The 24,119-nt window shown below is 65.2% G+C and carries 25 protein-coding genes and 1 tRNA gene; 11 read left to right on the top strand and 15 right to left on the bottom strand.

Translation table 11 applies throughout. The features are described 5' to 3' along the window. Nucleotides 1–5: 5 nt before the first annotated feature. From K4G67_RS02795 to K4G67_RS02805, 3 genes are read right to left on the bottom strand one after another with little or no spacing between them, the layout of a single operon-like run. The gene (locus K4G67_RS02795) at nucleotides 6–1,442 is read right to left on the bottom strand and encodes an efflux transporter outer membrane subunit (RefSeq protein WP_239804879.1); all 1,437 of its coding nucleotides are present in this window, start codon (nucleotides 1,440–1,442) and stop codon (nucleotides 6–8) included. Continuing rightward, nucleotides 1,439–4,651: a multidrug efflux RND transporter permease subunit gene (locus K4G67_RS02800; protein WP_239804880.1), complete on the bottom strand. Its 3,213-nt coding sequence runs from the start codon at nucleotides 4,649–4,651 to the stop codon at nucleotides 1,439–1,441. Before K4G67_RS02800 ends, K4G67_RS02795 begins: the two co-directional genes overlap by 4 nt. 6 nt (nucleotides 4,652–4,657) lie before the next feature. Then, nucleotides 4,658–5,869, bottom strand: coding sequence for an efflux RND transporter periplasmic adaptor subunit (locus K4G67_RS02805; RefSeq protein WP_239804881.1), 1,212 nt, complete (start codon nucleotides 5,867–5,869; stop codon nucleotides 4,658–4,660). 77 nt (nucleotides 5,870–5,946) lie between these two features. On the opposite strand from K4G67_RS02805, the gene K4G67_RS17635 reads away from it, so the two are divergent. The 6 genes from K4G67_RS17635 (at nucleotide 5,947) to K4G67_RS02835 (ending at nucleotide 12,829) form a co-directional block, all read left to right on the top strand. After that, nucleotides 5,947–6,639 carry a TetR/AcrR family transcriptional regulator gene (locus K4G67_RS17635; RefSeq protein WP_239804882.1) on the top strand — a complete coding sequence of 231 codons (693 nt, stop codon included), beginning with the start codon at nucleotides 5,947–5,949 and terminating at the stop codon, nucleotides 6,637–6,639. A 34-nt stretch (nucleotides 6,640–6,673) separates the two neighbouring features. After that, a complete protein-coding gene (locus tag K4G67_RS02815; protein ID WP_239804883.1) occupies nucleotides 6,674–8,374 on the top strand; it encodes a dipeptidyl-peptidase 3 family protein in 1,701 nt (566 codons plus the stop codon). Between the two features lie 161 nt (nucleotides 8,375–8,535). After that, nucleotides 8,536–9,645 carry a fatty acid desaturase family protein gene (locus K4G67_RS02820; RefSeq protein ID WP_420829979.1) on the top strand — a complete coding sequence of 370 codons (1,110 nt, stop codon included), beginning with the start codon at nucleotides 8,536–8,538 and terminating at the stop codon, nucleotides 9,643–9,645. 79 nt (nucleotides 9,646–9,724) lie between these two features. Next, nucleotides 9,725–11,002: a serine--tRNA ligase gene (serS, locus tag K4G67_RS02825; RefSeq protein ID WP_239804884.1), complete on the top strand. Its 1,278-nt coding sequence runs from the start codon at nucleotides 9,725–9,727 to the stop codon at nucleotides 11,000–11,002. Next, nucleotides 11,002–11,769 carry a 5'/3'-nucleotidase SurE gene (gene surE / locus K4G67_RS02830; protein ID WP_239804885.1) on the top strand — a complete coding sequence of 256 codons (768 nt, stop codon included), beginning with the start codon at nucleotides 11,002–11,004 and terminating at the stop codon, nucleotides 11,767–11,769. Before serS ends, surE begins: the two co-directional genes overlap by 1 nt. Nucleotides 11,770–11,773: 4 nt before the next feature. Continuing rightward, a complete protein-coding gene (locus tag K4G67_RS02835) occupies nucleotides 11,774–12,829 on the top strand; it encodes a potassium channel family protein (RefSeq protein ID WP_420829980.1) in 1,056 nt (351 codons plus the stop codon). A 4-nt stretch (nucleotides 12,830–12,833) separates the two neighbouring features. On the opposite strand, the gene K4G67_RS02840 is transcribed toward K4G67_RS02835, so the two are convergent. Further along, nucleotides 12,834–13,229: a DUF1761 domain-containing protein gene (locus K4G67_RS02840; protein WP_202083148.1), complete on the bottom strand. Its 396-nt coding sequence runs from the start codon at nucleotides 13,227–13,229 to the stop codon at nucleotides 12,834–12,836. A 179-nt stretch (nucleotides 13,230–13,408) separates the two neighbouring features. Here K4G67_RS02840 and rimO point away from each other — a divergent pair, with 179 nt between their 5' ends. Next, on the top strand, nucleotides 13,409–14,794 hold the full coding sequence (rimO, locus tag K4G67_RS02845) for a 30S ribosomal protein S12 methylthiotransferase RimO (protein ID WP_239804886.1): 1,386 nt from the start codon (nucleotides 13,409–13,411) through the stop codon (nucleotides 14,792–14,794). 99 nt (nucleotides 14,795–14,893) lie between these two features. Further along, nucleotides 14,894–15,655, top strand: a complete 762-nt coding sequence (locus K4G67_RS02850) for a competence/damage-inducible protein A (RefSeq protein ID WP_239804887.1) — start codon at nucleotides 14,894–14,896, stop codon at nucleotides 15,653–15,655. 7 nt (nucleotides 15,656–15,662) lie between these two features. On the opposite strand, the gene K4G67_RS02855 is transcribed toward K4G67_RS02850, so the two are convergent. From K4G67_RS02855 to secE, 5 genes are all read right to left on the bottom strand, one after another. Beyond that, the gene (locus K4G67_RS02855) at nucleotides 15,663–15,848 is read right to left on the bottom strand and encodes a hypothetical protein (protein ID WP_239804888.1); all 186 of its coding nucleotides are present in this window, start codon (nucleotides 15,846–15,848) and stop codon (nucleotides 15,663–15,665) included. A 155-nt stretch (nucleotides 15,849–16,003) separates the two neighbouring features. Further along, nucleotides 16,004–16,702: a 50S ribosomal protein L1 gene (gene rplA / locus K4G67_RS02860; protein ID WP_239804889.1), complete on the bottom strand. Its 699-nt coding sequence runs from the start codon at nucleotides 16,700–16,702 to the stop codon at nucleotides 16,004–16,006. 4 nt (nucleotides 16,703–16,706) lie between these two features. Further along, complete coding sequence (gene rplK, locus K4G67_RS02865) at nucleotides 16,707–17,138, bottom strand: 50S ribosomal protein L11 (RefSeq protein WP_202083140.1); 432 nt, start codon at nucleotides 17,136–17,138, stop codon at nucleotides 16,707–16,709. 128 nt (nucleotides 17,139–17,266) lie between these two features. Further along, nucleotides 17,267–17,803 carry a transcription termination/antitermination protein NusG gene (gene nusG / locus K4G67_RS02870; RefSeq protein ID WP_202083138.1) on the bottom strand — a complete coding sequence of 179 codons (537 nt, stop codon included), beginning with the start codon at nucleotides 17,801–17,803 and terminating at the stop codon, nucleotides 17,267–17,269. Between the two features lie 31 nt (nucleotides 17,804–17,834). Continuing rightward, complete coding sequence (gene secE, locus K4G67_RS02875; protein ID WP_202083137.1) at nucleotides 17,835–18,029, bottom strand: preprotein translocase subunit SecE; 195 nt, start codon at nucleotides 18,027–18,029, stop codon at nucleotides 17,835–17,837. 296 nt (nucleotides 18,030–18,325) lie between these two features. Between secE and K4G67_RS02880 the strand changes: the two genes are divergently transcribed. Then, nucleotides 18,326–19,858: an alanine/glycine:cation symporter family protein gene (locus K4G67_RS02880; RefSeq protein WP_239804890.1), complete on the top strand. Its 1,533-nt coding sequence runs from the start codon at nucleotides 18,326–18,328 to the stop codon at nucleotides 19,856–19,858. 14 nt (nucleotides 19,859–19,872) lie between these two features. Further along, complete coding sequence (locus K4G67_RS02885) at nucleotides 19,873–20,139, top strand: hypothetical protein (protein WP_239804891.1); 267 nt, start codon at nucleotides 19,873–19,875, stop codon at nucleotides 20,137–20,139. A gap of 59 nt (nucleotides 20,140–20,198) precedes the next feature. Here the strand turns inward: K4G67_RS02885 and K4G67_RS02890 are convergent, their stop codons facing one another. Beyond that, nucleotides 20,199–20,609: a hypothetical protein gene (locus K4G67_RS02890; protein ID WP_239804892.1), complete on the bottom strand. Its 411-nt coding sequence runs from the start codon at nucleotides 20,607–20,609 to the stop codon at nucleotides 20,199–20,201. Nucleotides 20,610–20,922: 313 nt separating this feature from the next. Continuing rightward, nucleotides 20,923–20,998 (bottom strand) — tRNA-Trp (locus K4G67_RS02895). Nucleotides 20,999–21,118: 120 nt separating this feature from the next. Here K4G67_RS02895 and aat point away from each other — a divergent pair. After that, nucleotides 21,119–21,835 (top strand): leucyl/phenylalanyl-tRNA--protein transferase, encoded by a 717-nt coding sequence (aat, locus tag K4G67_RS02900; protein WP_239804893.1) that lies wholly within the window; start codon nucleotides 21,119–21,121, stop codon nucleotides 21,833–21,835. Here the strand turns inward: aat and K4G67_RS02905 are convergent. From K4G67_RS02905 to K4G67_RS02920, 4 genes are all read right to left on the bottom strand, one after another. Continuing rightward, nucleotides 21,763–22,359, bottom strand: a complete 597-nt coding sequence (locus K4G67_RS02905; RefSeq protein ID WP_239804894.1) for a DUF2155 domain-containing protein — start codon at nucleotides 22,357–22,359, stop codon at nucleotides 21,763–21,765. The genes aat and K4G67_RS02905 overlap by 73 nt on opposite strands. Further along, nucleotides 22,341–22,739 carry an NADH:ubiquinone oxidoreductase subunit NDUFA12 gene (locus K4G67_RS02910; protein ID WP_202083127.1) on the bottom strand — a complete coding sequence of 133 codons (399 nt, stop codon included), beginning with the start codon at nucleotides 22,737–22,739 and terminating at the stop codon, nucleotides 22,341–22,343. The genes K4G67_RS02905 and K4G67_RS02910 overlap by 19 nt, the downstream gene beginning before the upstream one ends. 66 nt (nucleotides 22,740–22,805) lie before the next feature. Continuing rightward, nucleotides 22,806–23,312: a DUF192 domain-containing protein gene (locus tag K4G67_RS02915; protein WP_239804895.1), complete on the bottom strand. Its 507-nt coding sequence runs from the start codon at nucleotides 23,310–23,312 to the stop codon at nucleotides 22,806–22,808. Nucleotides 23,313–23,315: 3 nt separating this feature from the next. Next, nucleotides 23,316–23,933 carry a regulatory protein RecX gene (locus tag K4G67_RS02920; protein ID WP_239804896.1) on the bottom strand — a complete coding sequence of 206 codons (618 nt, stop codon included), beginning with the start codon at nucleotides 23,931–23,933 and terminating at the stop codon, nucleotides 23,316–23,318. Nucleotides 23,934–24,119: the final 186 nt, after the last annotated feature.

Here is a 24,119-nt window from a genome sequence, read left to right on the forward strand (position 1 = left end):
CCGGTTCAGGGCGCGGGCGTTTCCGCCTCGCCGAACCCACCGCCCAGAGCGACGAACAAATTCACGTCGTTCTGATAAAGCGCGCGCCGCGTGGACAGCAATTGCTGCTGCGCCGAAAACAGGCTGCGCTCCGCGTCCAGCACTTCGAGATAATCGGCCACCCCTTCGCGATACCTCAGCCGGGCGATGCGCGCGATCCGCTGCTGTGCCGCGACGCCGCGCTGCAACGTCTCGACCTGCTCGGCCAGATAGCGGCGCCCGGCGAGCCCGTCCGAAACCTCGCGGAACGCGGTCTGCACCGTGCGGTCGTAATTGGCGAGCAGCTCCGCCTCCGTCGCGCGGGCAAGCGCGAGATTGGCATCGCGCTGTCCGTTGTCGAAGATCGGCAGGTTGATCGACGGGCCGAACGTCCAGGTGAGCGCATTGCCCGTATCGAACAAGTCGCCAATGTCGGCAGAGGCGAGCCCCGCCGTCCCGGTGAGCGATATGCTGGGGAAGAACGCGGCCCGTGCGGCCCCGATATCGGCCCGCGCCGCGCGCAGCGTTTCCTCCGCCGCGACGATGTCGGGCCGGGCCAGCAGCAGATCCGACGGTAAGCCGGCATCGATGCGCACCGGTGCCGCCTGCTCGTCCAGCGACAACCCCTCGGGAAGCGATGGCGGCAGGCGCCCGCCCACCAGCACCTGCAACAGATTGCGCAATTGCGCGGCGTTCAGCTTCTCCGCGACGAGCTGCTGCTGCGCCGAGGTCAACAGGCTTTCCGCCTGCCGGTACGGAAGGCCGGATGTCACCCCCGCATCGAGCCGCAGCGCCGCGATGCGCAAGCCTTCGGCCCGGCTTTCCACCGTCTGTTCGGCGAGCGCGACCTGCTCCCCGCTTTCGATCAGCTCGAAATAGCGGGTCGCGACATCGGCGATGAGCGAGAGATAGAACGAACGCTGCGCCGCGATGGTGGACAGGTAACGCGCGCGTGCCGCTTCGCTCTGATTGGCGACGCGGCCCCAGAAATCGAGCTCGAACGCGCTCGCCCCGATGCCGATGTCGTAACGATTGAACGTGACGGAGCCGGAGGCCGGTGTGCCCGCACCGACCGGCTGCGTCTGCAACGGGGTGCGCGTGCGCGTGGCCGAGCCGGTGGCGACGACCTGCGGCAGACGGTCCGCATTCTCGATCCGGTAGCGTGCGCGCGCCTGCTCAATTCGTGCCGTCGCGGCGACGAGATCGCGATTGTTTTCAAGCGCGCTCGCGATGAGCATCTGGAGCCGCGGATCGGTGAGATATTCGCGCCACCCCAACCGCGAGGCCACGACCGTCCCGTCGGGGCGATAGGCATGGTCGTAGCCTGCGGGCACGGGCGGTTCGGGCCGGACATGTTCGGGCGCGAGATTGACGCAGCCCGAAAGCGCGCTCGCCAAAAGTCCGGCGATCAGAAGCTTTTTCATGCGCGTTCCTCCGCTGCCATGGCATCGTGCGGCCCGGCACCGACGGGTTTCTTCCGGCTGAGGTATTGCCGCACGAGCAGGTAAAGCACAGGGATCAGGAAAATGCCGAGCGCGGTGGCGAAGATCATCCCGCCCATGACGCCCGTGCCGACCGCCTGCCGGCTGGCCGCGCCGGCCCCTGTGGACAGCACCAGCGGCACCATGCCCAAAATGAACGCGAGCGAGGTCATGATGATAGGGCGCAGGCGCAACCGCGCCGCGGCCTTCACCGCGTCCAGCGGCGATTTGCCCGCCTCTTCCTCCTCGATCGCGAATTCGACGATGAGGATCGCGTTCTTTGCCGCAAGGCCGATAATGGTGATGAGGCCGACATTGAAATAGATGTCGGCGCTATACCCGCGCAACCAGGTGAAGATCACCGCGCCCAGAATACCCATCGGCACGATCAGCAGCACCGACACCGGCACCGCCCAGCTTTCGTAAAGCGCGGCCAGCAGCAGGAACACGATCAGCGCGGAAAGCCCGAGCAACAGGCCGATCTGCCCCGATGCCTGCTGTTCCTCGAACGAGAGGCCGGTCCATTCGTACCCGATGCCCTCGGGCAATTCCTGTGCCAGCCGCTCCATCTCCGTCAGCGCGGCGCCCGAGGCATAGCCTTCGGCCGCCTCGCCCGAAAGCGTCATCGCCGGATAGCCGTTGTAGCGGGCCAGCGCGGGCGGCGCAGCGGTCCATTCCGCATCGGCAAAGGCGCTGAAAGGCACGAGGTCGCCCTGCGCATTGGGGATGCGGAGCGCCAGAATATCCTCGGGCGAACGACGGCTCTCCCCATCGGCCTGCGCGAGCACCTGCAGCACGCGGCCCTGCCGGTTGAAGTCGTTGACATAGGCGGAGCCGAAATTGGTCGCGAGGGCATTGTTCACATCGCTCATCGAAAGACCGAGCGCGCGGACCTGCAGCCGGTCGATGTCGAGCGCGACCTGCGGGGCGGGTTGCTGATCCTCGGGCCGAAGATTGCTGATCACCGGGCTTTGCGACGCGGCGGCAAGCAATTGGTCCCGCGCGGAGGTCAGCACGTCCCGGCCAAGCCCGGCGCGATCCTCCAGCTTCATGGAAAAGCCGCTCGCATTGCCGAGCGCGCTGATCGGCGGCGGCTGCACCGGAAAGGCCAGCGCATCGTCGATGGTCATCAGGAACCCGCCCAGCCGTTCGGCAATGGCGCCGGCCGAATGTTCGCCGCCGCCCCGCTCGCTCCAGTCCTTGAACACGGCGAACATCATCGCATTGTTCTCACCCTGGCCGAAAAAGCTGAAACCGTGGATCGTGACGACGTCGCGAACCTCCTCCTGCTGTGCCCAGAAATCCTGGATCCGTTCGACCGCGGCATCGGTCCGCTCCGCCGTGCTGCCGGCAGGCGCCTGCACCACGGTGATGAGATAGCCTTGATCCTCCGTCGGGAGAAAGCCGCCCGGAATGCGCGTGAACAGGAACGCCGTCACCACGACCAGGGCGCCGAACACGGCCAGCGCCCGCATGGGCCGCGACAGGATACGGTCATTGGCGCGGGTATAGCGGCGCGTGGTCCTGTCGAACCAGTGGTTGAACCGTTCGAGCACCCTGCCCGAACGGGCCGTGACCCGGCGAACCCGTCCGCGCCAGCCGGCCGGCGCGTCCTGCGGTTCGTCCGCCGCATCCCTCGCCGCCCCGCCGCGCCCCGGTTTGAGGAAATGCGCGCACAAAGCCGGGGTCAGGACGAGCGCCATCACGGCGGAAAAGAAGATCGAGATCGCGAGCGTGACGGCGAATTGCCGATAGATTCCACCCGTCGATCCGGGGAAGAACGCCATCGGCACGAACACCGCGACAAGCACCAGCGTGATGCCGATGATGGCGCCGGTAATCTGGTCCATCGCCTTGCGCGTGGCGGGGATCGGGCCGAGCCCTTCCTCGTGCATGATGCGTTCGACATTCTCGATCACGACGATGGCGTCGTCGACCAGGATACCGATGGCCAGCACCATCCCGAACAGGGTCAGCACGTTGATCGAGAAGCCGAACATCAGCAACCCGGCGCACGCGCCCGCCAGCGCGATCGGCACGACCAGCGTCGGGATCATCGTCGCACGCCAGTTCTGAAGAAACAGGAACATCACGAGGAAGACGAGGATCATCGCCTCGATCAAGGTCTTGACGACCTCCTCGACCGAAAGCGCGACGAACGGCGTCGTGTCATAGGGGATCGACCATTCGACATCGTCGGGAAGGTTCTGCCCGATCTGCTCCATGCGTTCGCGCACGCCCTCCGCCGTGGCGAGCGCGTTCGCCCCCGTGGCAAGCTGCACCGCCATGCCGGCCATCGGCTGTCCGTTGAGTTCGGCATTGCGGGTATAGGTCTGCGCGCCCAGTTCCACGCGCGCTACGTCGCGAAGCCGGACCGCCGCGGCCCCCGTGGTGGAGCGCAGGATGATGTTCTCGAACTCCTCAACCTTGGTAAAGCGGCCCTGCGTGCGGATATTGGCGGTGATCTGCTGCCCCTCCATCACCGGCGCGGCGCCGATGGAGCCGCCCGCGGCCTGGCTGTTCTGTTCCGAAATGGCGGCGACGACCTGGCTCGGCGCGATGCCGTAGGATGCCAGCTTGTCGGGATCGAGCCAGACGCGCATGGCATAGGGCGAACCGAACAGCTGCACATCGCCCACCCCTTCGACGCGGCGCAATTCGTCCACTACCCGGACCGAGGCGATATTGCCAAGCTCGACACTATCCGTCTCACCCGATTTCGAGGTCAGCGCGAGGATCATCAGAAAGCCGGAATTGGCCTGACGCACGGTGATGCCCTGCCGGCGCACGGCTTCGGGAAGACGGGCCTCGACCGTGGAAAGCCGGTTCTGCACTTCCGTCTGCGCGATATCGATATCAGTGCCCGATTCGAAGGTGAGCGTGATGCTGGCCGAACCGTTGGAGGAGCTGCTCGACGCCATGTAGAGGAAGCCTTCGACCCCGTTCATCTGCTGTTCGATGACCTGGGTGACGTTTTCCTCGAGCGTTTGCGCATCGGCACCGGGATAGACCACCGAAATGGAAAGCGATGGCGGAGCGACCGACGGATATTGCTCGATCGGGAGGGCGCGCAGGGCGATGAACCCCGCAAGCAGGATGAAAAGCGATACGACCCATGCGAAGACGGGCCTGTCGATGAAAAAGCGTGGCACTGGCGCTTACTCCGCCTGGGCCCGGGGCCGGGCGGCGGCCGCCCCGCTGCGTTCGCCGGGGGCATCGGTGCGCGTCGCGGCGGAAGCGGGCGCCGGTCGTCGCGCGGGCGCATTTTTCGGGGTGGGCGCAACGGGCATGCCGGGACGCAGCTTTTGCAAATTATTGGTAATGACCTCGTCGCCCGGCTCCAGACCGGAAGTCACGATCCATTTGCCGTCGACCATCTCGCCCAGCTCCACAGGCCGCGCCATCACCGTATCGTCCGGCGATACGAGCAGCACGCTGCCCCCCGTCTCGCCGATGTTCACGACCGATTGCGGCACCGCGATCGCATTGTTGAGATCGCCGACCCGGAACCGCCCGCGCACGAATTCGCCGGGCTGCAACAGCCGGTCGGGATTGGCGAAGCGCGCACGCAGCGCGACCGTGCCGGTTTCCGCATCGACCGAGAAGTCGAGAAAGTCGACAAGCCCGGGCACGCCATATTCCGTCCCGTCGGGCAGGGTCAGGTAAACTTCGATCTGCTCGTCATCGGCAAAGTCAAGCTCGCCCGAGGCGACGCGGCGGCGGACCGTCTGCAATTCCGAGACCGATTGCGAGAATGTCACATAGACCGGGCTGACCTGTTCGATACGGGTCATCAACGTGCCCTCCGCCTGGCTGACGAGCGCGCCTTCGGTGACCTGGGCGCTGCTCGCCCGGCCCGAAATCGGGGCGCGCACGGTGGTATAGCCCAGTTGGAGCGAGGCCGCCTGAAGCTGTGCCTCGATCTGTGCGACATTGGCGGCCGCCTCGCGCGATGCGGCGAGTGCGGCGTCGTATTCCTGACGGCTGATGGCGTTTTCTTCGACCAGCGGGCGATACCGCTCGACGACGGCGCGGGCATTGGCCGCGGTCGCGCGGGCGCGCTGCAACGCGGCATCTGTCTGATTGTAGCTGGCGCGCAATTCGGCCGGGTCGATCCGGAAGAGCGGCTGCCCTTCGCGCACGTCGGTGCCTTCCTCGTAAAGGCGACTCTGCACGATGCCGGTCACGCGGGCCCGGACCTCCGCGGTGCGCATGGATTCGACACGCCCCGGCAATTCGACGATGTTGGGCACGGCCTGCGCCTCGACAATCAGCGTTTCGACAGGGATCGCCTGAGGCTCCGGCGGCGACTCGGTTCCACAACCGGAAAGGGCCACGACGGCGGCGACGAGAAAGGATTTGATTTTCAAGGATTATGCCCAGCTATTGTGCAAATGCGAGATATGTAATAGGCATTACATAAGAAGAAGGCAATGGGGGCTGTACGGTGAACGACGAACTTTGTCCGACAGGGTGCGAGCCGGGCGCCGTCGATGGGCGGCTACACGCCCGTCACGACGCCTTTATCAAAGCGGCCCACGCGCTCTTCATCGAAAAGGGCTTCGAGGCGACCGCGCTGTCCGACGTGGTCAAACAGGCCGGCGGGTCGCTCACCACCTTGTACAAGCTGTTCGGGAACAAGGACGGGCTGCTCGCCGCGGTGGTGCTTCGTGCGCCCAATTCCGGCGAGCAGATCGTGGTCTCGGTCGCCGCGCTCGATCTCGCGCTGGATGAGAAGCTTCGCCTGCTGGCGCAGCAGCTGTCCGCCCACATGCTGGACCCCGCGACCATGGCGATATGGCGCATCGTGATCGCGCGCAGCATCGACGACCCCAAATTCGGTCAGGCGTTCCACGAGGCTATCCTGAGCAAGTTGCGGACGCGGCTCTCGCAGCTTTTCAGCGAGGTCGAGGCGGGCGGGCAATCGCTTGCCGCGCCGCCCGCGCTGCTCGCCCGCGTGTTTTTCAGCATCGTCTTTCACGAATTCCAGATCGAGGCGATTACCGGCGGGCCCCATTTCGCCAGCGGCGCGCTCGACCTCGACGAACGGGTCGATTTCTTCCTGCGCGGCGCGGGCATCGTGCCGGCGGGAGCGGGCGCGCCCTCCGGCAATGATGACAGCGGAGCCGCTTCGGGCTAAGGCGGCGAAAAGGTTTCATTCGAGAGGATCGCCGATGAAAGGAAACAATCCGATGCGTCTCGCGCTCGTCCCCCTGTTGCTTGCCACCGCCGCCTGCGCGGGGCACACCGCCCCCTCCCCCGCCACCGCGCCGATCGCCCCGGTCGCGCCGGCCTCCGACGGATATGCCCTCGATACGCAGCTCGGCAAGCTGGCGGTGATCGACATGGCGCCCGAGACGGCGTTTTTGAATGCGGAGGAACGCGACGTCGTGAACCTCCTCATCCAGGCGTCGGACCTCATGGACGAGATTTACCTGCGGCAGCGCGATCCGAACAATCCCGCCGTGCGCGCCGCCATCGCGGCCAGCGACCGGCCCGACCGCGATCTCCTGCTCGAAATGTTCGACCGCAATTTCGGGCAATATGACGCGATCGAGGAATTGCACCCGTTCTTCGGCGGCGCGCCGATGCCCGAGGGTGCCGGCTTCTATCCCGCCGACATGACGCGCGCCGAATTCGACGCCTATGTCGCGGCCCACCCGGATCAGGCCGATGCGCTGCGCAGCCCCTATACCGTCGTGCGGCGCGAGGGCGACCGACTCGTCGCGGGGCCCTATTCGGTGGCGTATCGCGAATGGCTTGAACCGGCGGCGCGCCTGCTCGAACAGGCATCCGCGCGGACGAGCAACGCCAGCCTCAAACGCTTCCTCGCCCTGCGTGCGGAGGCGTTCCGCACCGACGATTATTTCGAGAGCGAGTTGGCCTGGATGGATCTTTCCGGCACGCCGATCGAGGTCGCGATCGGGCCGTACGAGGTCTATACCGACCGGCTGTACGGCACGAAGACCGCGTTCGAAAGCTTCGTCACGCTGAAAGACCCGGAGGAATCCGCCGCGCTCGACCGGTACAAGGGCTATCTGCGCGACATGGAAGCGAACCTGCCGATCGAGGATCGCTACAAGAATTTCAGCCGCGGTTTCGAAAGCCCCATCGCGGTCGCCGAACAGATTCACGGCGGCGGCGACAACGTGCCGGGCGTGCAGACCATCGCCTTCAACCTGCCCAATGACGAGCGTGTGCGCGAGGCAAAGGGCGCGAAGAAGGTGATCCTGTCCAACGTGCTGGGCGCGAAATACGATCGCATCCTGTCGCCGATGGCGCCGCTCGTGCTCATGCCGCAGCAGGCCGGGATGGTCGCGCGCAAATATATGCAGCTGTCGACGTTGTTCCACGAATTGTCGCACAGCCTCGGGCCGGGCACGATCACCGTGGATGGCCGCCAGACCACGGTGAACGAGGAATTGCGCGATCAATATTCCGCGCTGGAGGAGGCGAAGGCCGACGTCATGGGCGTGTGGAACCTCCTCTACATGATGGAGCGGGGCGAATTGCCGGCGGCGGAAAAATCGCAGCTTTTCGCGACCTACATGGCCGGGATCTTCCGTTCGGTGCGCTTTGGCGTGCAGGAGGCGCACGGCAAGGGCGCGGCGCTCCAATATGGCTATCTCAAGGACAAGGGCGCCTTTGCCTTCGATCCCGCATCGGGGCGCTTCGTCATCGACGACGCCGCGATGGAGGCGGGTTTGCGCGATCTCCTCCACGATCAGCTCATGCTGCAGGCGCGCGGCGATTATGCGGGGACGAAGGCCTTCTTCGACCGCTGGGCCCGGCTGGACGAACCGGCGCGTCGGGTAATCGGCACGATGGATGCGATTCCGGTCGATATCGTTCCGGTGTATCCCGAACGCATCTGATGTGACCGGAAAAGCACGCGATGCGCGCATCGTTCATCGCGGATAAGGGCCGGTTTCGATATGGGACATCGTGCCGGCCCCATTCGCACGACCCTTGCGGATGGCCCCGGTGTCGCCATCTCTTGCGGCGGCGATGATATTCGCGATGGGACGTATGGATAATGGAACTGTCGAAAAACCTGGTGCGCGACGTACCGCATGGTGACGTGACGGATCACGGCGCGGCGGCCCCCGTGCGGGTGCGCCCGGTCGTCGCCGACGATCGCGACATGCTGCGGCTCGCCGCGACACTGGCACGCGATCTGGCGCGGCACGATGCGCGCATCTACTGGGCCGACATGCTGGGTTCCGCACTTCTGGGCTATGGTGCGCTGCTCGCTACGATGGTGGTGGACGGCGTTGCGGCGCGGGTGCTGCTCGGCCTTGTCGCCATGCTTTCCCTTTATCGCGCGGTCAGCTTCATTCACGAGCTCAGCCATATGAAGGAGGATTCCGTGCCCGGTTTCCGCCTCGCATGGAACGCGCTCGTCGGCGTGCCTTTGATGGTGCCGTCCTTCATGTACGAAGAGGTGCATACGCAGCATCACGCCCGTACCCGTTACGGCACGGCGGAGGATCCCGAATATCTGCCGCTCGCGCTGATGAAACCGTGGACCTTGCCGCTGTTCGTGGTGATGGCGCTGCTGCTTCCGGTCGGGCTGATCCTGCGGTTCGGCATGTTGGCGCCCTTGGCCGCGCTTTTCCCGCCGGTGCGGCGTTTCGTGCGCGAACGGTTTTCGTCGCTTGCGATCAATCCCGCCTATCGCCGCCGCGCGCCGGCGGACACACTGCGGCGCCGCTGGATCGCGCTCGAAATTGGCGCCTGCCTGTGGGCCTGGGCACTCATCGGGAGCGTGTTCGTGTTCGGGTGGGTGCCGCTCGCCTGCTTCATCGCCGTGCATTCGGGAATCAGCGTGCTCAACCAGCTGCGCACGCTGGTCGCGCATCTGTGGGAGAACGAGGGCGAGGCGCTGTCGGTGACCGCGCAATATCTCGATTCGGTGAATGTCCCGCCGCCAAGTGCGCTCGCCCCGCTGTGGGCGCCGGTGGGCCTGCGTTACCACGCGCTGCATCATCTCCTGCCGAGCGTGCCCTATCACAACCTCGGCCGCGCGCATGCCCGCATGGCACGCGAGCTGGAGGCCGCCTCGGTCTATAACAGGGCGAGCTATCCCGGCATGATGCCGCTCGTCGGGAAGATCGCGCGCAGCACGATGCGGCCTGTGCGCTGACGCCTCGCCGCCGCGGGCGGGCCCGGCTGGGCACAAGTCCACTGGACAAGCGGCGCGCACGCGGGCCATAGCGGCCCGCATGCACGACATTCGCCTGATCCGGGATAATCCTGAACAATTCGACGCCGCCCTCGCCCGCCGCGGTGCCGGTCCTGCCGCCGCGCAGATCCTCGCGCTCGACGAGGAACGGCGCAAGGTGACCACCGCGATGCAGGACGGTCAAAGCCGCCGCAACGAGGCATCCAAGGCCATCGGCAAGGCGATGGGACAGGGCGACACCGAAACCGCCGACCGGCTGAAGGCGGAGGTTGCCGCGCTCAAGCAATCGCTGCCGCAGATGGAGGCGGAGGAGCGGGCGCTGAACGAGCAGCAGGCCGCCATGCTTGCAGCGCTCCCCAACCTGCCCGCCGACGATGTCCCCGCCGGTCAGGACGAAAGCGACAATGTCGAGCTTTCGCGCCACGGCACCCCGCGCGAATTCGCCTTCACCCCGCGCGAACACGCCGATTTCGCGCCCGCGCTGGGCATGGATTTCGAAACCGGCGCGGACATCGCCGGCGCGCGTTTCACCTTCATGCGCGGACAGATGGCGCGGCTGAACCGGGCATTGGGTGCCTTCATGCTCGACATGCAGACCGCCGCGGGCTTCACCGAATGCGCGCCGCCGCTGCTCGTCCGGGACGAGGCCGTGTTCGGCACGGGCCAGCTCCCCAAATTTTCAGAGGATTTGTTCCAGACCACCGATGGCCGCTGGCTCATCCCGACGGCGGAGGTATCGCTGACCAATGCGGTGCGCGACCGTATCGTGGAGGTGGATGCCCTGCCCATCCGCATGACCGCGCTCACCCCCTGTTTCCGGTCGGAGGCAGGTTCGGCCGGGCGCGACACGCGCGGCCTCATCCGGCAGCACCAGTTCGACAAGGTGGAGCTCGTCGCGATCACCGCGCCCGATGCATCGGACGCCATGCACGAGGCCATGACGCAGGCGGCAGAAGCGGTGCTCCGCGCGCTCGACCTGCCCTATCGCAAGATGTTGCTGTGTGCGGGCGACATGGGCGCCACCGCGCGCAAGACCTACGATCTGGAGGTCTGGCTGCCGGGACAGAACGCCTATCGCGAGATTTCCTCGATCAGCAATTGCGGCGCGTATCAGGCCCGCCGGATGAACGCCCGTTTCCGCCCCGACGGCGCGAAGAAAACGGAATTCGTCCACACGTTGAACGGGTCGGGCCTCGCGGTCGGGCGCACGCTGGTGGCGATCCTCGAAAACGGACAGCAGGAGGACGGCTCGGTCATTCTGCCCGACGCGCTGCACCCGTATACCGGCGGCATGGTGAAGCTGGAGGTGATGGGCTGATGCGCATATTGCTTACCAATGACGATGGTATTCATGCGCCGGGGCTTGGCGTGCTGGAACGCATCGCGCGGCAATTGTCGGACGATATCTGGATCGTCGCCCCTGCGGAGGAACAGTCGGGCGCGGGCCATTCGCTCACGCTCAACCGCCCGGTGCGCCTGCGCCAGCATGACGAGCGCCGCTTTTCGGTCAGCGGCACGCCCACCGATTCGGTGACGATGGCGCTGCGCAAGGTGATGCCGGAAAAACCCGATCTCATCCTGTCCGGCGTCAATCGCGGCGCCAATCAGGGCGACGACATCACCTATTCCGGCACCGTCTCCGCCGCGATCGAGGGCACGCTCGCCGGCATCCGCTCCATCGCGCTGTCGCAGATCTATGCCAAGGGGAAAGGCGGCGATGTATCGTTCGACGCGGCGGAACAATGGGGCGCGCGCGCGCTGCGACCGTTGCTCGACATGGAGTTTTCCGAACGCACGCTGGTCAACGTGAACTTTCCCGCGCGTCCCGCCGACGAGGTGGAGGGCATTCGCGTCGTGCGGCAGGGGTTCCACGATTACAGCCGTGGCACGCTCGTCGAAAGCGTCGATCCGCGCGGCTTTCCCTATTTCTGGTTCGGGCTGGAATCGGTGGAGCATACGCCGGGACACGAAACCGATCTGGAGGCGGGGGAGGATGGTTTCATCGCCGTCACCCCGTTGCAGCTCGACCTGACGCATTATCCATCGCTCGAACGGCTGCACGAACGGTATCGGGGCGACAGCTGATCCGATGATGCCCCCTGCCCGCCCCGACCGGCCCAAGATCCACCAGCCGCTTCGCCGCAGGGTGAAGGTACCGGTGTGGGCGGATGCGGGCATTCGGGTGTTCGCGGCGGTGTTCCTCGTCTTTGCCGTGGTCATGATCCACTGGTGGGACCGCAACGGGCTGGTGGACAATGTCGATGGCGAGGTCAGTTTCCTCGACGTCGTCTATTTCACCATGATCTCCATCACGACGACGGGGTTCGGCGATATCGCCCCGGTGTCCGACCGCGCCCGCCTGGTCGAGGCGGTGATCGTGACGCCGATCCGCTTTGCCGTGCTCTTCATCTTCGTCGGCACGGCGTATAATTTCATCATCAAGCGAAGCTGGGAGAAATGGCGTATGGCCCGAATTCAGGACCGGCTGACCAACCATGTCGTGGTCTTGGGCTTTGGCGTGTCGGGTTCGGAAAGCGTGCGCGAGCTGATCGCGCGGGGCACCGATCCCGATTGCATCGTGGTCATGGACCCAGACGAGGAACGGCTGAAACTCGCCGAACAGATGGGCTGCAACGTGATAAACGCCGATGCGACCCGCGACGAATCGCTGCAGGACGTGCGGATCAACCAGGCATCCACCGTGCTCGTGTCCGCCGGGCGCGACGATGCGTCCATCCTCATCGTGCTGACCGTGCGGCATCTGGCGCCCGACGTGCCGATCACGGTCGTGGTGCGGGCCGGCGACAACGAATTGCTCGCCCGGCAGGCAGGCGCCACCAACGTGCTGAACCCCGTGCGGTTTACAGGCTTGCTGCTCGCCGGGTCGGCCAGCGGGATGCATGTCGCGGATTATCTGGCCGATCTCGCCTCGGTGCAGGGGCGCGTACAGCTGGTGGAACGCGCCGCCCGGCAGGAGGACGTGGGCAAGCCGCTGCGCAATCTGGGATCGGGGAGCATCGGCGTGCGCCTCTACCGCGCGGGCGAAGCCTATGGCTATTGGCAGCCGGAGGCCGAATCGGTGCAGATGGGCGACATGATCGTCGTCATCAAACCCACGCCCGACCAGGGGCCGGGCATCCTGTAATCCCCTAGCTTCGCAGCCAGAACACCAGCCCCATCGCGAGATAGGCGAGGAACCAGAACCCCGCGTCGATGAACGCGATGGGCCGCGGATTGCGTTGATGGAGGTAATTGGTCCAAAGCGCGGGAATGACGAAGGCGATCGCGACCCCGCCGCTCATCATCGGGTAGAGCCACCATTTCGCAGGGTCGATCCGCGCGAACATATGGCCGAGCATGGATGCGGAAACGAGCACCAGCACGAAAGTGCCGAGCACGGTGACGAACGGCCTGCGCCGCAGTTCCAGCCCGCCCGGCCCGGCCCGCCGCACCAGCGGGCGTGCGAAGACCCGGTACCATCCCGCCGCGACCGCCATCACGGCCAGAGCGGCCAGAAACACCGCGAACCAATCTACCGGACCCATTCAATCTCCCGCCTTCTGCGCGTGACGTGTTACCGCATCCCGCCGCGCTAGACCACAGGACAACACATATTAAGTTCGCGGCGCTTTTGCGTTCCTGCGCTGCGACGAAACGATCGCGTACCCCTTGGGCGGTGCGACGGCTGGCATCAGCGCGCGCTTGGGTGTAGAGGCGCGGCGCAATGACTGAAACCATGAACCACCCCACCCGGATCGACGCCGCCCCGAAAATCGGCATGGTCAGCCTCGGCTGCCCCAAGGCGCTGGTCGATTCCGAACGCATCCTGACCAAGCTGCGCGCCGATGGCTATGCCATGTCGCCCGATTATGCGGGCGCGGACGTGGTGCTGGTCAACACCTGCGGCTTTCTCGATTCGGCGAAGGAGGAAAGCCTGGAGGCGATCGGCGAGGCGATGGCCGAAAACGGCCGCGTCATCGTGACGGGCTGCATGGGCAACGAGGCCGAGGCCATCCGTGCGCGCTTTCCCGACATCCTCGCGGTGACCGGCGCGCATCAGTATGAGCAGGTCGTGAGCGCGGTGCACGATGCCGCGCCCGCCGCGCGCGGTCCGTTCGTGGATCTCGTGCCGCAGCCCGATATCAAGCTGACCCCGCGGCATTATTCCTATCTGAAGATTTCGGAAGGGTGCAATCATTCCTGCGCCTTCTGCATCATTCCGTCGCTGCGCGGAAAGCTCAGCAGCCGCCGGATCGATGCCGTCCTGCGCGAGGCGGAAAAGCTCGTCGCCGCGGGCACGAAGGAATTGCTCGTCATCAGCCAGGACACCTCGGCCTATGGCGTGGACGTCCGCCACGAGGAACGCCAGTGGCACGGCGAAACCGTGCGCACCCACATGACCGACCTCGCCCGCGAACTGGGCCAGCTGCGCACGGGCGACGACATGGCGTCGTGGGTGCGGCTGCATTACGTCTACCCCTATCCGCATGTCGACCAGGTCATCCCGCTCATGGCCGAAGGGCTGGTGACGCCCTATCTCGACATCCCGTTCCAGCATGCCAGCCCGTCTGTGCTGAAAGCCATGAAGCGCCCCGCGAACGAGGCGAAGGTGCTTTCCCGCCTCGCCAAGTGGCGCGAAATCTGTCCCGACATCACCGTGCGCAGCAGCTTCGTCGTCGGCTTTCCCGGCGAGACGGAGGATGATTTCCGCTATTTGCTCGACTGGCTGGAGGAAGCGCAGCTCGACCGCGTCGGCGGTTTCCGCTTCGAACCGGTTGAGGGGGCGGAGGCCAACACGCTTCCCGGCGCGGTGCCCGAAGCGGTGAAGGAAGAACGCTACGCCCGGTTGATGGAAGTGACCGAGCGGATCAGCGCCGCCAAATTGCAGGCGAAGATCGGTCGCACCCTCCCCGTCATCATCGACGAGATCGGCGAACCGGACGAGGACGGCGACATCGGCGCCACCGCGCGCAGCCAGTCCGACGCGCCCGACATCGACGGCCACGTCTATCTGCGCAACGTGTCGCCCGCGCTGGTGCCCGGCGATATTGCCATGGCCAGTGTCGAGGATGCCGACGCGCACGATCTGTTCGGTTTCATCCCCGAATAATCGCGCGCAAACGACCCAGCGCGGCGCAGGGCGGGTTCCCGCCGCGTCAGTCGACGATATTGGTTTGACGGCGACGGGGGCGGCGGGCATCACCCCCGCATGGCCAGCACCGATCGCATCTATACCGCCGCGCTCATCGTCATCGGCGATGAAATCCTGTCCGGACGCACGCATGACAAGAATATCGCACAGGTGGCCAGCTGGCTTCAGGTGCAGGGCATTCGCCTTGCCGAGGTGCGCGTGGTCGCCGACACCATGGATGCCATCGTCGAGGCGGTGAACACGCTGCGCGCGCGCAACGATTACCTGTTCACCACCGGCGGCATCGGCCCCACCCACGATGATATTTCGGTCGATGCGGTGGCCCGCGCATTGGGCGTGGACGTGGTGATTCATCCCGAAGCCCGCGCGACGCTGGAACGCTATTACGCGAACAAGGGCGGTCTGAACGAAGGCCGCCTGCGCATGGCGCGCGTGCCGCAAGGCGCCGATCTCATTCCGAACGAACGGTCCGGCGCGCCCGGAATCCGGGTCGGCAACGTGTTCATGATGGCAGGCGTCCCGCATATCACCGCAGGCATGCTCGACGCGCTGACCGGCACGCTCGAAGGGGGCGCGCCGCTCATCTCTGAGACAGTCGGCGGCTGGATCCCGGAAAGCGAGGTCGCGGTCCTCCTGCGCGAGGTCGAGAAGGCCCACAAAAACTGCCAGATCGGAAGCTATCCGTTCTTTCGCGAAGGGCGCGTCGGTGCGAATTTCGTGATCCGCTCCACCGACGCGGACGATCTCGCCAGCTGCATGGATACGCTATGCGAGGGGCTGGGCGAGCTCGGCTACGATTTCACGCCCGGCGGTATCTGAAACCCGCTCAGCGGTCCTCTTCCCGGATTTCGCGATCGTGCTCGATATCCTCGCGCAGCGCGGCCGCGCCCGCGTCGGCGCGATGTTCCTGCGCGGCGGTTTCGTTCTTTCGATTCTTCGTGCGTGAATACAGAAGCGCCAGCAGCAAAAGCAGCGGCCCCCCGATCACGACGATAAGCCAGACGGTCGGCATGGATATATCCTTCGTTTGTGTCGTTGTGCTTGATCAACGAGTGTGGCGCCGCTTCTTTCCCGAACGGGCCCCGTCGCCACCCCGGCACGCACGAAAAAGGCCGGCGGAAACGCGTTCCGCCGGCCCCGTTCATTCAGGCATTGTCGCAGGAGCGATCAGGCGCCCTCGACCTCCGCCGTGTCGATCTTCAGGCCCGGGCCCATCGACGAGGACATGGCGACCTTGCGGACATACTTGCCCTTCGCGCCCGACGGCTTCGCCTTGACGATCGCGCTCACCAGAGCGTCGAAATTCGCCTTCAGCTGTTCGTCGGTGAAGGACATCTTGCCGATGCCGGAGTGGATGATGCCGGCCTTTTCGACGCGGAATTCGACTTGGCCGCCCTTGGCGTCCTTGATGGCCTGTTCCACGTGCGGGGTCACGGTGCCGAGCTTCGGGTTCGGCATCAGCCCCTTGGGGCCGAGCAGCTTGCCGAGGCGGCCGACGACGCCCATCATGTCCGGGGTCGCGATCACGCGGTCATAGTCGAGATTGCCGGCCTGCATGTCTTCCATGAGGTCCTCGGCACCGACCTTGTCGGCCCCGGCGGCGGTCGCCTTGTCGGCATTGTCGCCGCGCGCGAAAACCGCGACCTTCACGTCCTTGCCCGTGCCGGAGGGCAGCGACACCATGCCGCGCACCATCTGGTCGGCGTGACGCGGATCGACGCCCAGGTTCATCGCGACCTCGATGGTCTCGTCGAACTTCGTCGTCTTCACATCGCGCAGCGTCTGCAGCGCCTCGTCCACGCCGTACAGCTTTTCAGCGTCCAGCTTTTCGTTGAGCATCTTCTGCTTCTTGGTCAGCTTGGCCATGGGTTCAGCCCTCCACCACTTCGAGACCCATCGAACGCGCGCTGCCTTCGATGATCTTGGTTGCCTGGTCGATGTCGTTCGCGTTGAGATCGGCCATCTTCTGTTCGGCGATGGCGGACAGCTCGCTGCGCTTGATGGTTCCGGCCGAAACCTTGCCCGGCTCCTTCGAACCCGACTTCAGCTTCGCAGCCTTCTTCAGGAGGAAGGACGCGGGCGGCGTCTTCGTCGTGAAGGTGAACGAACGGTCGGCATAGACGGTGATGATCGTGGGGATCGGCATCGCCTTTTCCATGTCCTGCGTGGCGGCATTGAACGCCTTGCAGAATTCCATGATGTTCACGCCGCGCTGACCCAGCGCCGGGCCGATCGGGGGCGACGGGTTGGCGGCGCCGGCGGGCACCTGCAACTTGATGTAACCGGTAATTTTCTTGGCCATGGGGCCACTCCTTTTTCACACTGTCGGGCGCCCACGGGACGCCGTCATGTTAAGCGGTCAGACAGAAGACGAGCGCCTTCCTCCCGCATTCTTTCCCGCGCCGGTTTTCAACCCGGACGGGAAATCCCTTACTTGGAAAGCTCGACCTGTTCGAAGTCGAGTTCCACAGGCGTCGCGCGGCCGAAGATGGACACGCTGACCTTGACCTTGTTCTTGTCGAAATCGAGTTCCTCGACCACGCCGTTGAAGCTCGCGAACGGGCCGTCGAGCACCTTGACCGAATCGCCGATCTCGTAATCGACGTCGATCTCGCGCTTGGGCGCGGCGGCCATTTCGTCGCGCTGGCCGAAATAACGAGCGGCTTCCTTCTCGCTGATGGCCTGCGGCTTGTTGTTGGTGCCGAGAAAGCCGGTGACCTTGGGCGTGTTCTTGACGAGGTGGTAGACATCGTCGTTCATCGCCAGCTTGGCGAGGACATAGCCGGGCATGAACTTGCGCTCGGTCTGCACCTTCTTGCCGCGCTTGACCTCGGTCACGGTTTCGGTCGGAACCTCGACCGCCTCGACCAGCTGGTCGAGACCTGTCCGTTCCGCCTCGGCGAGGATCGATTCCTTCACCTTGTTCTCGAAACCCGAATAGGCGTGGATGATATACCAGCGAGCCATCAAAAAATCCTGTCATTAACCGTGTCGCGCGTCAGGCCAGCGTCAGCAGCCAGCGCACCACCGCGCCGAACAGCGAATCGATGCCCAGGAAGAACACCGACAGGATCAGCATCATGATCCCGACGAAGATCGCCGTGGTGACGGTTTCCTGCCGGGTCGGCCAGACGACCTTGGACCCTTCGGCCCGTACCTGCCGGATGAATTCGCCGGGGCTGGTCTTCGCCATTTGCGTGTTCCTCGCGCGGTTGAAATTGCCGGGTTCTCGCCAAGGGTTCATCGCCGCCCCGGCCGCATGGTCGGGGAGAGGCGATCTATTCCCATGTCGGAAAAACGTGTTGCCCCATAACCGGCCCTTGGCCCGAACGCAAGGGGTGCGCCGCGCGCGCTTTACCGCCCGACGGATCGCGCGCGATCGTTCCGCGGGCCGCATCGGTGCAAAAATTGCAATGCGTGCTTCCCTTCGCGCATGCCAACCGATAGCACTTGCAACCAATCGTTACAAACAGGGGTCAAGGGACAATTATGAGCGCAGCACCGCCCTCCACCGCACTGATCGACCGGGTCACCAATATTTCCGACTTCATCTGGGGCGGCAGCTGGGACGGGGTCGAGGTCAGTCCGATCCCGCCGATGGTGATCGTCCTGCTCGGCATCGGCCTGTGGATCATGATCGGCCTGCGCTTCTACCCCATCGTGAAGCTGGGCAGCGCGATCACCGGCCTGTTCCGCGGGCGCAAGACCGCCGGCGCGGGCGAGATCAGCCCGTTCGCCGCATTGTCCACCGCATTGTCAGGGCAGGTCGGTACCGGCAACCTCGCGGGCGTGGCCACGGCCATCGCGCTCGGCGGGCCGGGGGCGGTGTTCTGGATGTGGATCACCGCGCTCGTCGGCATGGCGCTGGGCTTTGCCGAAGGGTCGCTCGCCATCCGCTACCGCGAAAAGACACCGGACGGCACGTGGCGCGGCGGTCCGATGACCTATATCACGCAGGGGCTCGGCCCCAAATGGACGTGGCTGGCGATCCTGTTCTGCCTCGGCACGCTGTTTTCCGCGCTGGTGACCGGCAATTCGATCCAGTCGAACGAGGTGGCAAGCGGCCTCAACGAATTGTTCGGCATCGAACGCTGGCTCGGCGGGATCATCGTCGCGGTTGCGGTGTTCGTCGTCATCATCGGCGGGATCAAGTCGATCGGCTCCATTGCCGAAAAGGTCGTGCCGTTCATGGCGGCGGCCTATATCGCGATGGCGCTCGTCGCGCTGATCCTCAATTTCACCGACCTTCCCGAAACCTTCGGGCGCATCTTTGCCGGCGCGTTCAACACGCAATCGGCATCGGGCGGCTTTGCCGGCGCGGCGATCATCATCGCCATTCGCGCCGGCGTCGCGCGCGGGCTGTTCTCGAACGAAAGCGGCCAGGGTTCGACCCCCATCGCCCATGCCGTCGCGCAGACCGACGATCCGGAGCAGCAGGGCCGCATGGCAATGCTCGGCACGTTCATCGACACCATCGTGATTTGCACGATGACGGCGCTCGTGATCCTGACCGTGGAGGGGAATTTCACCCATACGCTGGCCGACGGCACGGTCGAACAGGTTCGCCACGTGTGGCAATCCGACCTCGGCACGACGCAGCTTTCGGGCTTCGTCACCACCTCCGGGGCATTCGCCGCGGCGTTTCCCTATGCGATCGGGGGCATTCCGCTCGGCACGCTGATCGCATCGGTGGCGCTGATCCTGTTCGTGTTCACGACGCTCCTGACGTGGAGCTATTATGGCGAGCGGGCGATCACCTTCATCTACGACCGCATTCCGGGTGCGAGCGCGGGCGGCGAGAAGATCCTGCACATCATCTGGCGCGTGATCTGGTGCATCGGCATCTATGTCGGCGCGACGCAGCCGTCGCAGCTCGTCTGGCGGCTGGGCGATATTTCCAATGCGGCGATGGCGTTGCCTAACCTCATCGCGCTGGCCGCGCTGTCGGGCGTGGTCTTCGCGCTGGCCCGCGGCAATCGCACGGCGGGCAAGGACCACCACATCGATCCGCGCGACGATTGATCGCGATACGGACGATGCGAGATGCGGGCCGCGGCGGGGATAATCCGGCGCGGCCCGTTTTCGTTGGTCTCGTCGTCCTGCTGCACCGGATCGACGGGCAGGGATACGCCGGTCTGGGATTCGATCCACGCGCTGCGCAGCGCTTCCATCTTGTCACGGATCGCCGGCTTTTCGCTTTCCCCCTCCTGGGCAGGCTGCATCTGCATCTGCGCGAGCACCGTCGGGATGCGCAAATCGTCGCGCTCGCGTTGCAGCGCATCGGCCTTGCCCACCGCCGTTAACACGAGGCTAAGCCCGGCCTCGAATGAACAGAGCTGGTGATACTGATTCACGTCGCGGATCATGTGGTGGTATATCGGGCGTTTGTCCGCCCGAACTTGGCGACGATCGTTTCGAGTGCGAGCGCGCGCTTTTCCCGAATGGCGGTGTTGATAACCTCGATCAGTGTGTCCTTGTACGCAAAGGACGAAATCTGGTCGGCGGAGCCGCTGGTGAACGCCGCGCCGCCCGAAAGGATCGATTTCGCAAGATCGCCGGTCACGACGGTCGATGCCGTGGCAAGCCCGGTCGTCGCGATACCGAGCCATCCGCCGACCTCGGCCTGATTCTGCATCAGGAGAGCGAGCTCGGACTGACAAATGGCGTTTGAACGGTCGATCAGTATGTTGGCGAGCCGGTCGCGCGCCACATTGTCTTCCGCCGCTTGTCGGTAAGCCAGCTTGTCCTCGACGCCGTCGCCGATGAATCTCATGCAGTTGAGATTGACGGCGCCGGGCCGCGCCTCGTTCTCTCGGCGGCGAAGAAACACGTCGGAACGCGGCGTATCGACGGTACAGGTGCGTCCATTCGCGTTCCTGTCGTGATGGGTTGGGCCCTACTGATCGGCGCCCGCGACAATCGGCTGCAACCGCGCCGCGCCCTCGTCGATGCAAGCCGTCAGGAAAAGCGATGCCCCCCGCCGCCGGCGGACACGCGCAGCTCGGGCAGCATCATCCGATGCGGCAGGCGGCGCAGGACGCAATCGCGGCCCCTGGTCAGGCACAATCCGGCGATGAAAGGGAAACTGGCAGGAGTGGCAGGATTCGAACCCGCGGCCCTCGGTTTTGGAGACCGATGCTCTACCAACTGAGCTACACTCCTGCAGGTGGTGGCTCCTCTATCGCCTTACCGCCGGGCTGACAAGCGTTCAGTGCCCGAAAATCATGACCATGCCGCCCCGACGGGTGACACGTGCGCGGCCATGCGTCATTATCGCAGGCCATGACCCGAACGCTCACCTCCGAACACACCGGGATCATCGACCCGCAATTGCTGCTCCTCGCCTATCGCAGCGGGGTCTTTCCCATGGCGGATGCGCGTGACGATCCCGAAATCATGTGGATCGAACCGCGCGAAAGGGCGATCATCCCGCTGAACGGGCTGCACGTGTCGCGCTCGCTCGCGCGGACGTTGCGGCGCGAACGGTTCCGCGTGACCTGCAATGCGGCGTTTGCCGACGTGGTCGATGCATGCGCCGCGCCACGACCGGACCCCGACAACGAAGACGGCGAAAGCTGGATCAGCCACCGGATCGCGGCGAGCTACCGCCTGCTCCATCGCCAGGGACACGCCCATTCCTTCGAATGCTGGCAGGACGGGCGGCTGGTCGGCGGGCTTTACGGCGTGGCGTTCGACCGGGTGTTCTGCGGCGAATCGATGTTCAGCCGCGTGTCCGATGCTTCGAAGGTCGCGCTGTGCTGGCTCGTCGCGGCGATGCGGGCCGCGGGCCTCGAATTGCTCGATTGCCAGTTCATGACGAGCCATCTGGAAAGCATGGTGGCGGTGCCGCTCCCCCAATCGCAATATCTGGAACTGGTGCGACAGGCATCGCGCGCCGGCGACGATCACATCCCGTTGCCGGAGGGTTATTCCTCGCTCGTTTCCGGCTCTTCCTCGCCGGGGAAGGACATTGCGCAATCCTTGACCCAGACATCGTAGATCGGATGTTCGACCACGTTCAGTGACGGGCTGTTCTTGAACAGCCAGCCCGAAAAGACGCGGCGGAAACGCGGATTGTCGTCGTCGCTTTCGGGCGTCTTGGTCAGGAATTGGACGAAGGCGCCGGTTTCCGGCTGCGCCTCCCACGGGGCGGTGCGTTCGCATGCGCGCAGGCGGATGACGACATCGTCGACCCGCTCCTGCTCCCCCGGCGACAGCGTGATGTCGCGCGTGATATTGTTGCGCTTGTTGAGCAGGCCGATCGTCGCGACGCGTTCCGCCATCGGCGTCCCGCCCGGCAGGTCGAGATCCGCCGCCATGTCGCCATCATCGGCGGAGATCATCTCGTTCTCGTCGGTCGAGGACTGCGGCGGGGTGGGCGATGGCGCAGGTTCGGCCGTCTCGGTCCCGGCGTCGTTGCCGGGGACATCCGCGCCGTCGCAAGCCGACAGCGCAAGCCCCGCGCAGCCGAGCCACAGCCATGCGAGCCGGACCGGGCGGCGAATCACTGGTCGGGCGACCATGCTTCGTAATCGCCGGTCGCCTTGGCGCGCACGCCGCCCTGCTCCAGCGCGCCCTTGGGGCGGTATGCGTCCAGCGTGCCGGTCCGGTTGGGGGTGTAATCCACCTCCCAGATGCGCGACGGCGGAAGATGGCTTTCGGGCACGCCGTCGAAGCTGCCGTGCAGCCAGCCGTGCCATTCGGACGGCACCCGGCTCGCGTCATTGGCGCCTTCGTAGATGACCCAGCGGCGTTCGCGTCCGCGGGCATCGGGCTTTTTCGCGCGGAAATAGCGATTGCCCTGCGCATCGGTGCCGACCTGTTCGCCGTGTTTCCAGCTATCGAACAGCGTGCCGATGGTGGCGCCGTCCCACCAGGTGAAGATCTTGGAAAGAATGCTCATCGTGCCTGTCCGATTAGCGGCATGTGACGCGGCGCGCAACACGCCATCGCGCCCCATGAAACAGCGCTATTGCCCCGGTGCGCGCCAGTCGATCGCGTCGCCCGGCGAAAGGCCCAGTTCCGCCGCGCGCCCCCCGGCCAGTTCGAGGACGCCCACGACCGCCCCTTGCGAAGGGATCGGGTCGAGCGAATAGGGCACCGCATCTGCGGCAATGGATTCGATCGTCCGGTCGGGCGCGATGAAGACAAGGTCGAGCGGAATGACCGTATTCTTCATCCAGAAGCTGCGCTGCTGCGGCGTCGCATTCGGGAACAACATACCTTCATCAGGGCCGAGTTCGGTGCGGAACATCAGGCCCTTGCGCTGATTTTCGTCGCTCGCCGCATATTCGACGGTGAAACGATGCGTCCGCCCGCCCGATTCAATGGTGAGGGGAACGAGCGGCAGCCCCGATTCGGCATGGACCGCGTTTTGCTGCGTCGCGGCGCTGCGCTCGGTCTGCGCGTCGCCGGGGGCGGAGCAGGCGCCGAGCGTCAGCGCAAAACCGGCGAAAAGAGCGAAACCTTTGCGCATTCGTCAATCCTCGAAACTGTGCACCGGGCCATCCACGCCATCGTCGAGCGCGCTGGCCCAGTCGCGCGCCGAATCCATGTCGCTCGCATCGACCAGATTGCGCGCGCTGTCCAGCGAATGCCCGGCACGCAGCATGGCGGCGACCTGTTTTTCGCGCACCGCCCGGTCCGCAGGCGGCACGCCGTCGCGGGCGAAGGGGCCGAAATGTTTCTTTTCCGCCATGCGCAGCGCGGCGGCACGCGCCTCGCCGGGGGCGATCCCCGCGCGGTCACCCGCGGCCACGCCCGCGGCGTCGAGCGCGGCATTCACCCGCCGCCCGCCATATCCGCGGCGCAGCAGGCTCCCCGATTTGGCGCGCGCGAATTCCTCGTCATTGACCCATCCGTTGGCGACGAATTTCGCGACCAGCGCGTCGATGTCCGGCGTCTCCTCCCCCTCGGCAAGGCCACGCTCGCGCAATTTGCGGCGACAGTAATCGTGCAGCTTGCGCGCCGTCGTCGCGAAACGCGCGACATAGGCCAGCGCCATTTCGTTCAGTCGCTGATTGGTGAGCGGGCTTGGCGGCCTCGGTACTCTTGCGCGTTGGCGCTGGCGTGGATAACGGGCGCTTTCGTCTTTCATCGTGCCATAATCGTGCCACACTGCCGCTGGAATGGGAACGCCGGTCGCTGCAATTATTTGCCCGGCAAGCGAATTTCGGGCAAACCGCGTGCAGGACCGGTGGGAGAGGACGACACGGATGCCGGTTTCATACGGCGTTCAGCGGTCGATAGGCTAAGGCCGGATGATGAAGAACATACTGGACGG

Origin of the sequence: Croceicoccus hydrothermalis, assembly GCF_022378335.1 — a bacterium.
GTDB classification, from domain to species: domain Bacteria; phylum Pseudomonadota; class Alphaproteobacteria; order Sphingomonadales; family Sphingomonadaceae; genus Croceicoccus; species Croceicoccus hydrothermalis.

Excerpts from the sequence above, each read along its gene's own strand:
- K4G67_RS02885 (WP_239804891.1), top strand. The coding sequence starts at position 19,873 with ATGCGAGATGCGGGCCGCGGCGGGGATAATCCGGCGCGGCCCGTTTTC.
- K4G67_RS02890 (WP_239804892.1), bottom strand. The coding sequence starts at position 20,609 with ATGAGATTCATCGGCGACGGCGTCGAGGACAAGCTGGCTTACCGACAA.
- rplA (WP_239804889.1), bottom strand. The coding sequence starts at position 16,702 with ATGGCCAAGCTGACCAAGAAGCAGAAGATGCTCAACGAAAAGCTGGAC.
- surE (WP_239804885.1), top strand. The coding sequence starts at position 11,002 with ATGCGCATATTGCTTACCAATGACGATGGTATTCATGCGCCGGGGCTT.
- K4G67_RS02815 (WP_239804883.1), top strand. The coding sequence starts at position 6,674 with ATGAAAGGAAACAATCCGATGCGTCTCGCGCTCGTCCCCCTGTTGCTT.
- K4G67_RS02910 (WP_202083127.1), bottom strand. The coding sequence starts at position 22,739 with ATGAGCATTCTTTCCAAGATCTTCACCTGGTGGGACGGCGCCACCATC.
- K4G67_RS02850 (WP_239804887.1), top strand. The coding sequence starts at position 14,894 with ATGGCCAGCACCGATCGCATCTATACCGCCGCGCTCATCGTCATCGGC.
- secE (WP_202083137.1), bottom strand. The coding sequence starts at position 18,029 with ATGGCGAAGACCAGCCCCGGCGAATTCATCCGGCAGGTACGGGCCGAA.
- serS (WP_239804884.1), top strand. The coding sequence starts at position 9,725 with ATGCACGACATTCGCCTGATCCGGGATAATCCTGAACAATTCGACGCC.
- K4G67_RS02840 (WP_202083148.1), bottom strand. The coding sequence starts at position 13,229 with ATGGGTCCGGTAGATTGGTTCGCGGTGTTTCTGGCCGCTCTGGCCGTG.
- rplK (WP_202083140.1), bottom strand. The coding sequence starts at position 17,138 with ATGGCCAAGAAAATTACCGGTTACATCAAGTTGCAGGTGCCCGCCGGC.
- K4G67_RS02820 (WP_420829979.1), top strand. The coding sequence starts at position 8,536 with ATGGAACTGTCGAAAAACCTGGTGCGCGACGTACCGCATGGTGACGTG.
- K4G67_RS02905 (WP_239804894.1), bottom strand. The coding sequence starts at position 22,359 with ATGGTCGCCCGACCAGTGATTCGCCGCCCGGTCCGGCTCGCATGGCTG.
- nusG (WP_202083138.1), bottom strand. The coding sequence starts at position 17,803 with ATGGCTCGCTGGTATATCATCCACGCCTATTCGGGTTTCGAGAACAAG.
- aat (WP_239804893.1), top strand. The coding sequence starts at position 21,119 with ATGACCCGAACGCTCACCTCCGAACACACCGGGATCATCGACCCGCAA.
- K4G67_RS02795 (WP_239804879.1), bottom strand. The coding sequence starts at position 1,442 with ATGAAAAAGCTTCTGATCGCCGGACTTTTGGCGAGCGCGCTTTCGGGC.
- K4G67_RS02920 (WP_239804896.1), bottom strand. The coding sequence starts at position 23,933 with ATGAAAGACGAAAGCGCCCGTTATCCACGCCAGCGCCAACGCGCAAGA.
- K4G67_RS02835 (WP_420829980.1), top strand. The coding sequence starts at position 11,774 with ATGATGCCCCCTGCCCGCCCCGACCGGCCCAAGATCCACCAGCCGCTT.
- K4G67_RS02880 (WP_239804890.1), top strand. The coding sequence starts at position 18,326 with ATGAGCGCAGCACCGCCCTCCACCGCACTGATCGACCGGGTCACCAAT.
- rimO (WP_239804886.1), top strand. The coding sequence starts at position 13,409 with ATGACTGAAACCATGAACCACCCCACCCGGATCGACGCCGCCCCGAAA.
- K4G67_RS02915 (WP_239804895.1), bottom strand. The coding sequence starts at position 23,312 with ATGCGCAAAGGTTTCGCTCTTTTCGCCGGTTTTGCGCTGACGCTCGGC.
- K4G67_RS02855 (WP_239804888.1), bottom strand. The coding sequence starts at position 15,848 with ATGCCGACCGTCTGGCTTATCGTCGTGATCGGGGGGCCGCTGCTTTTG.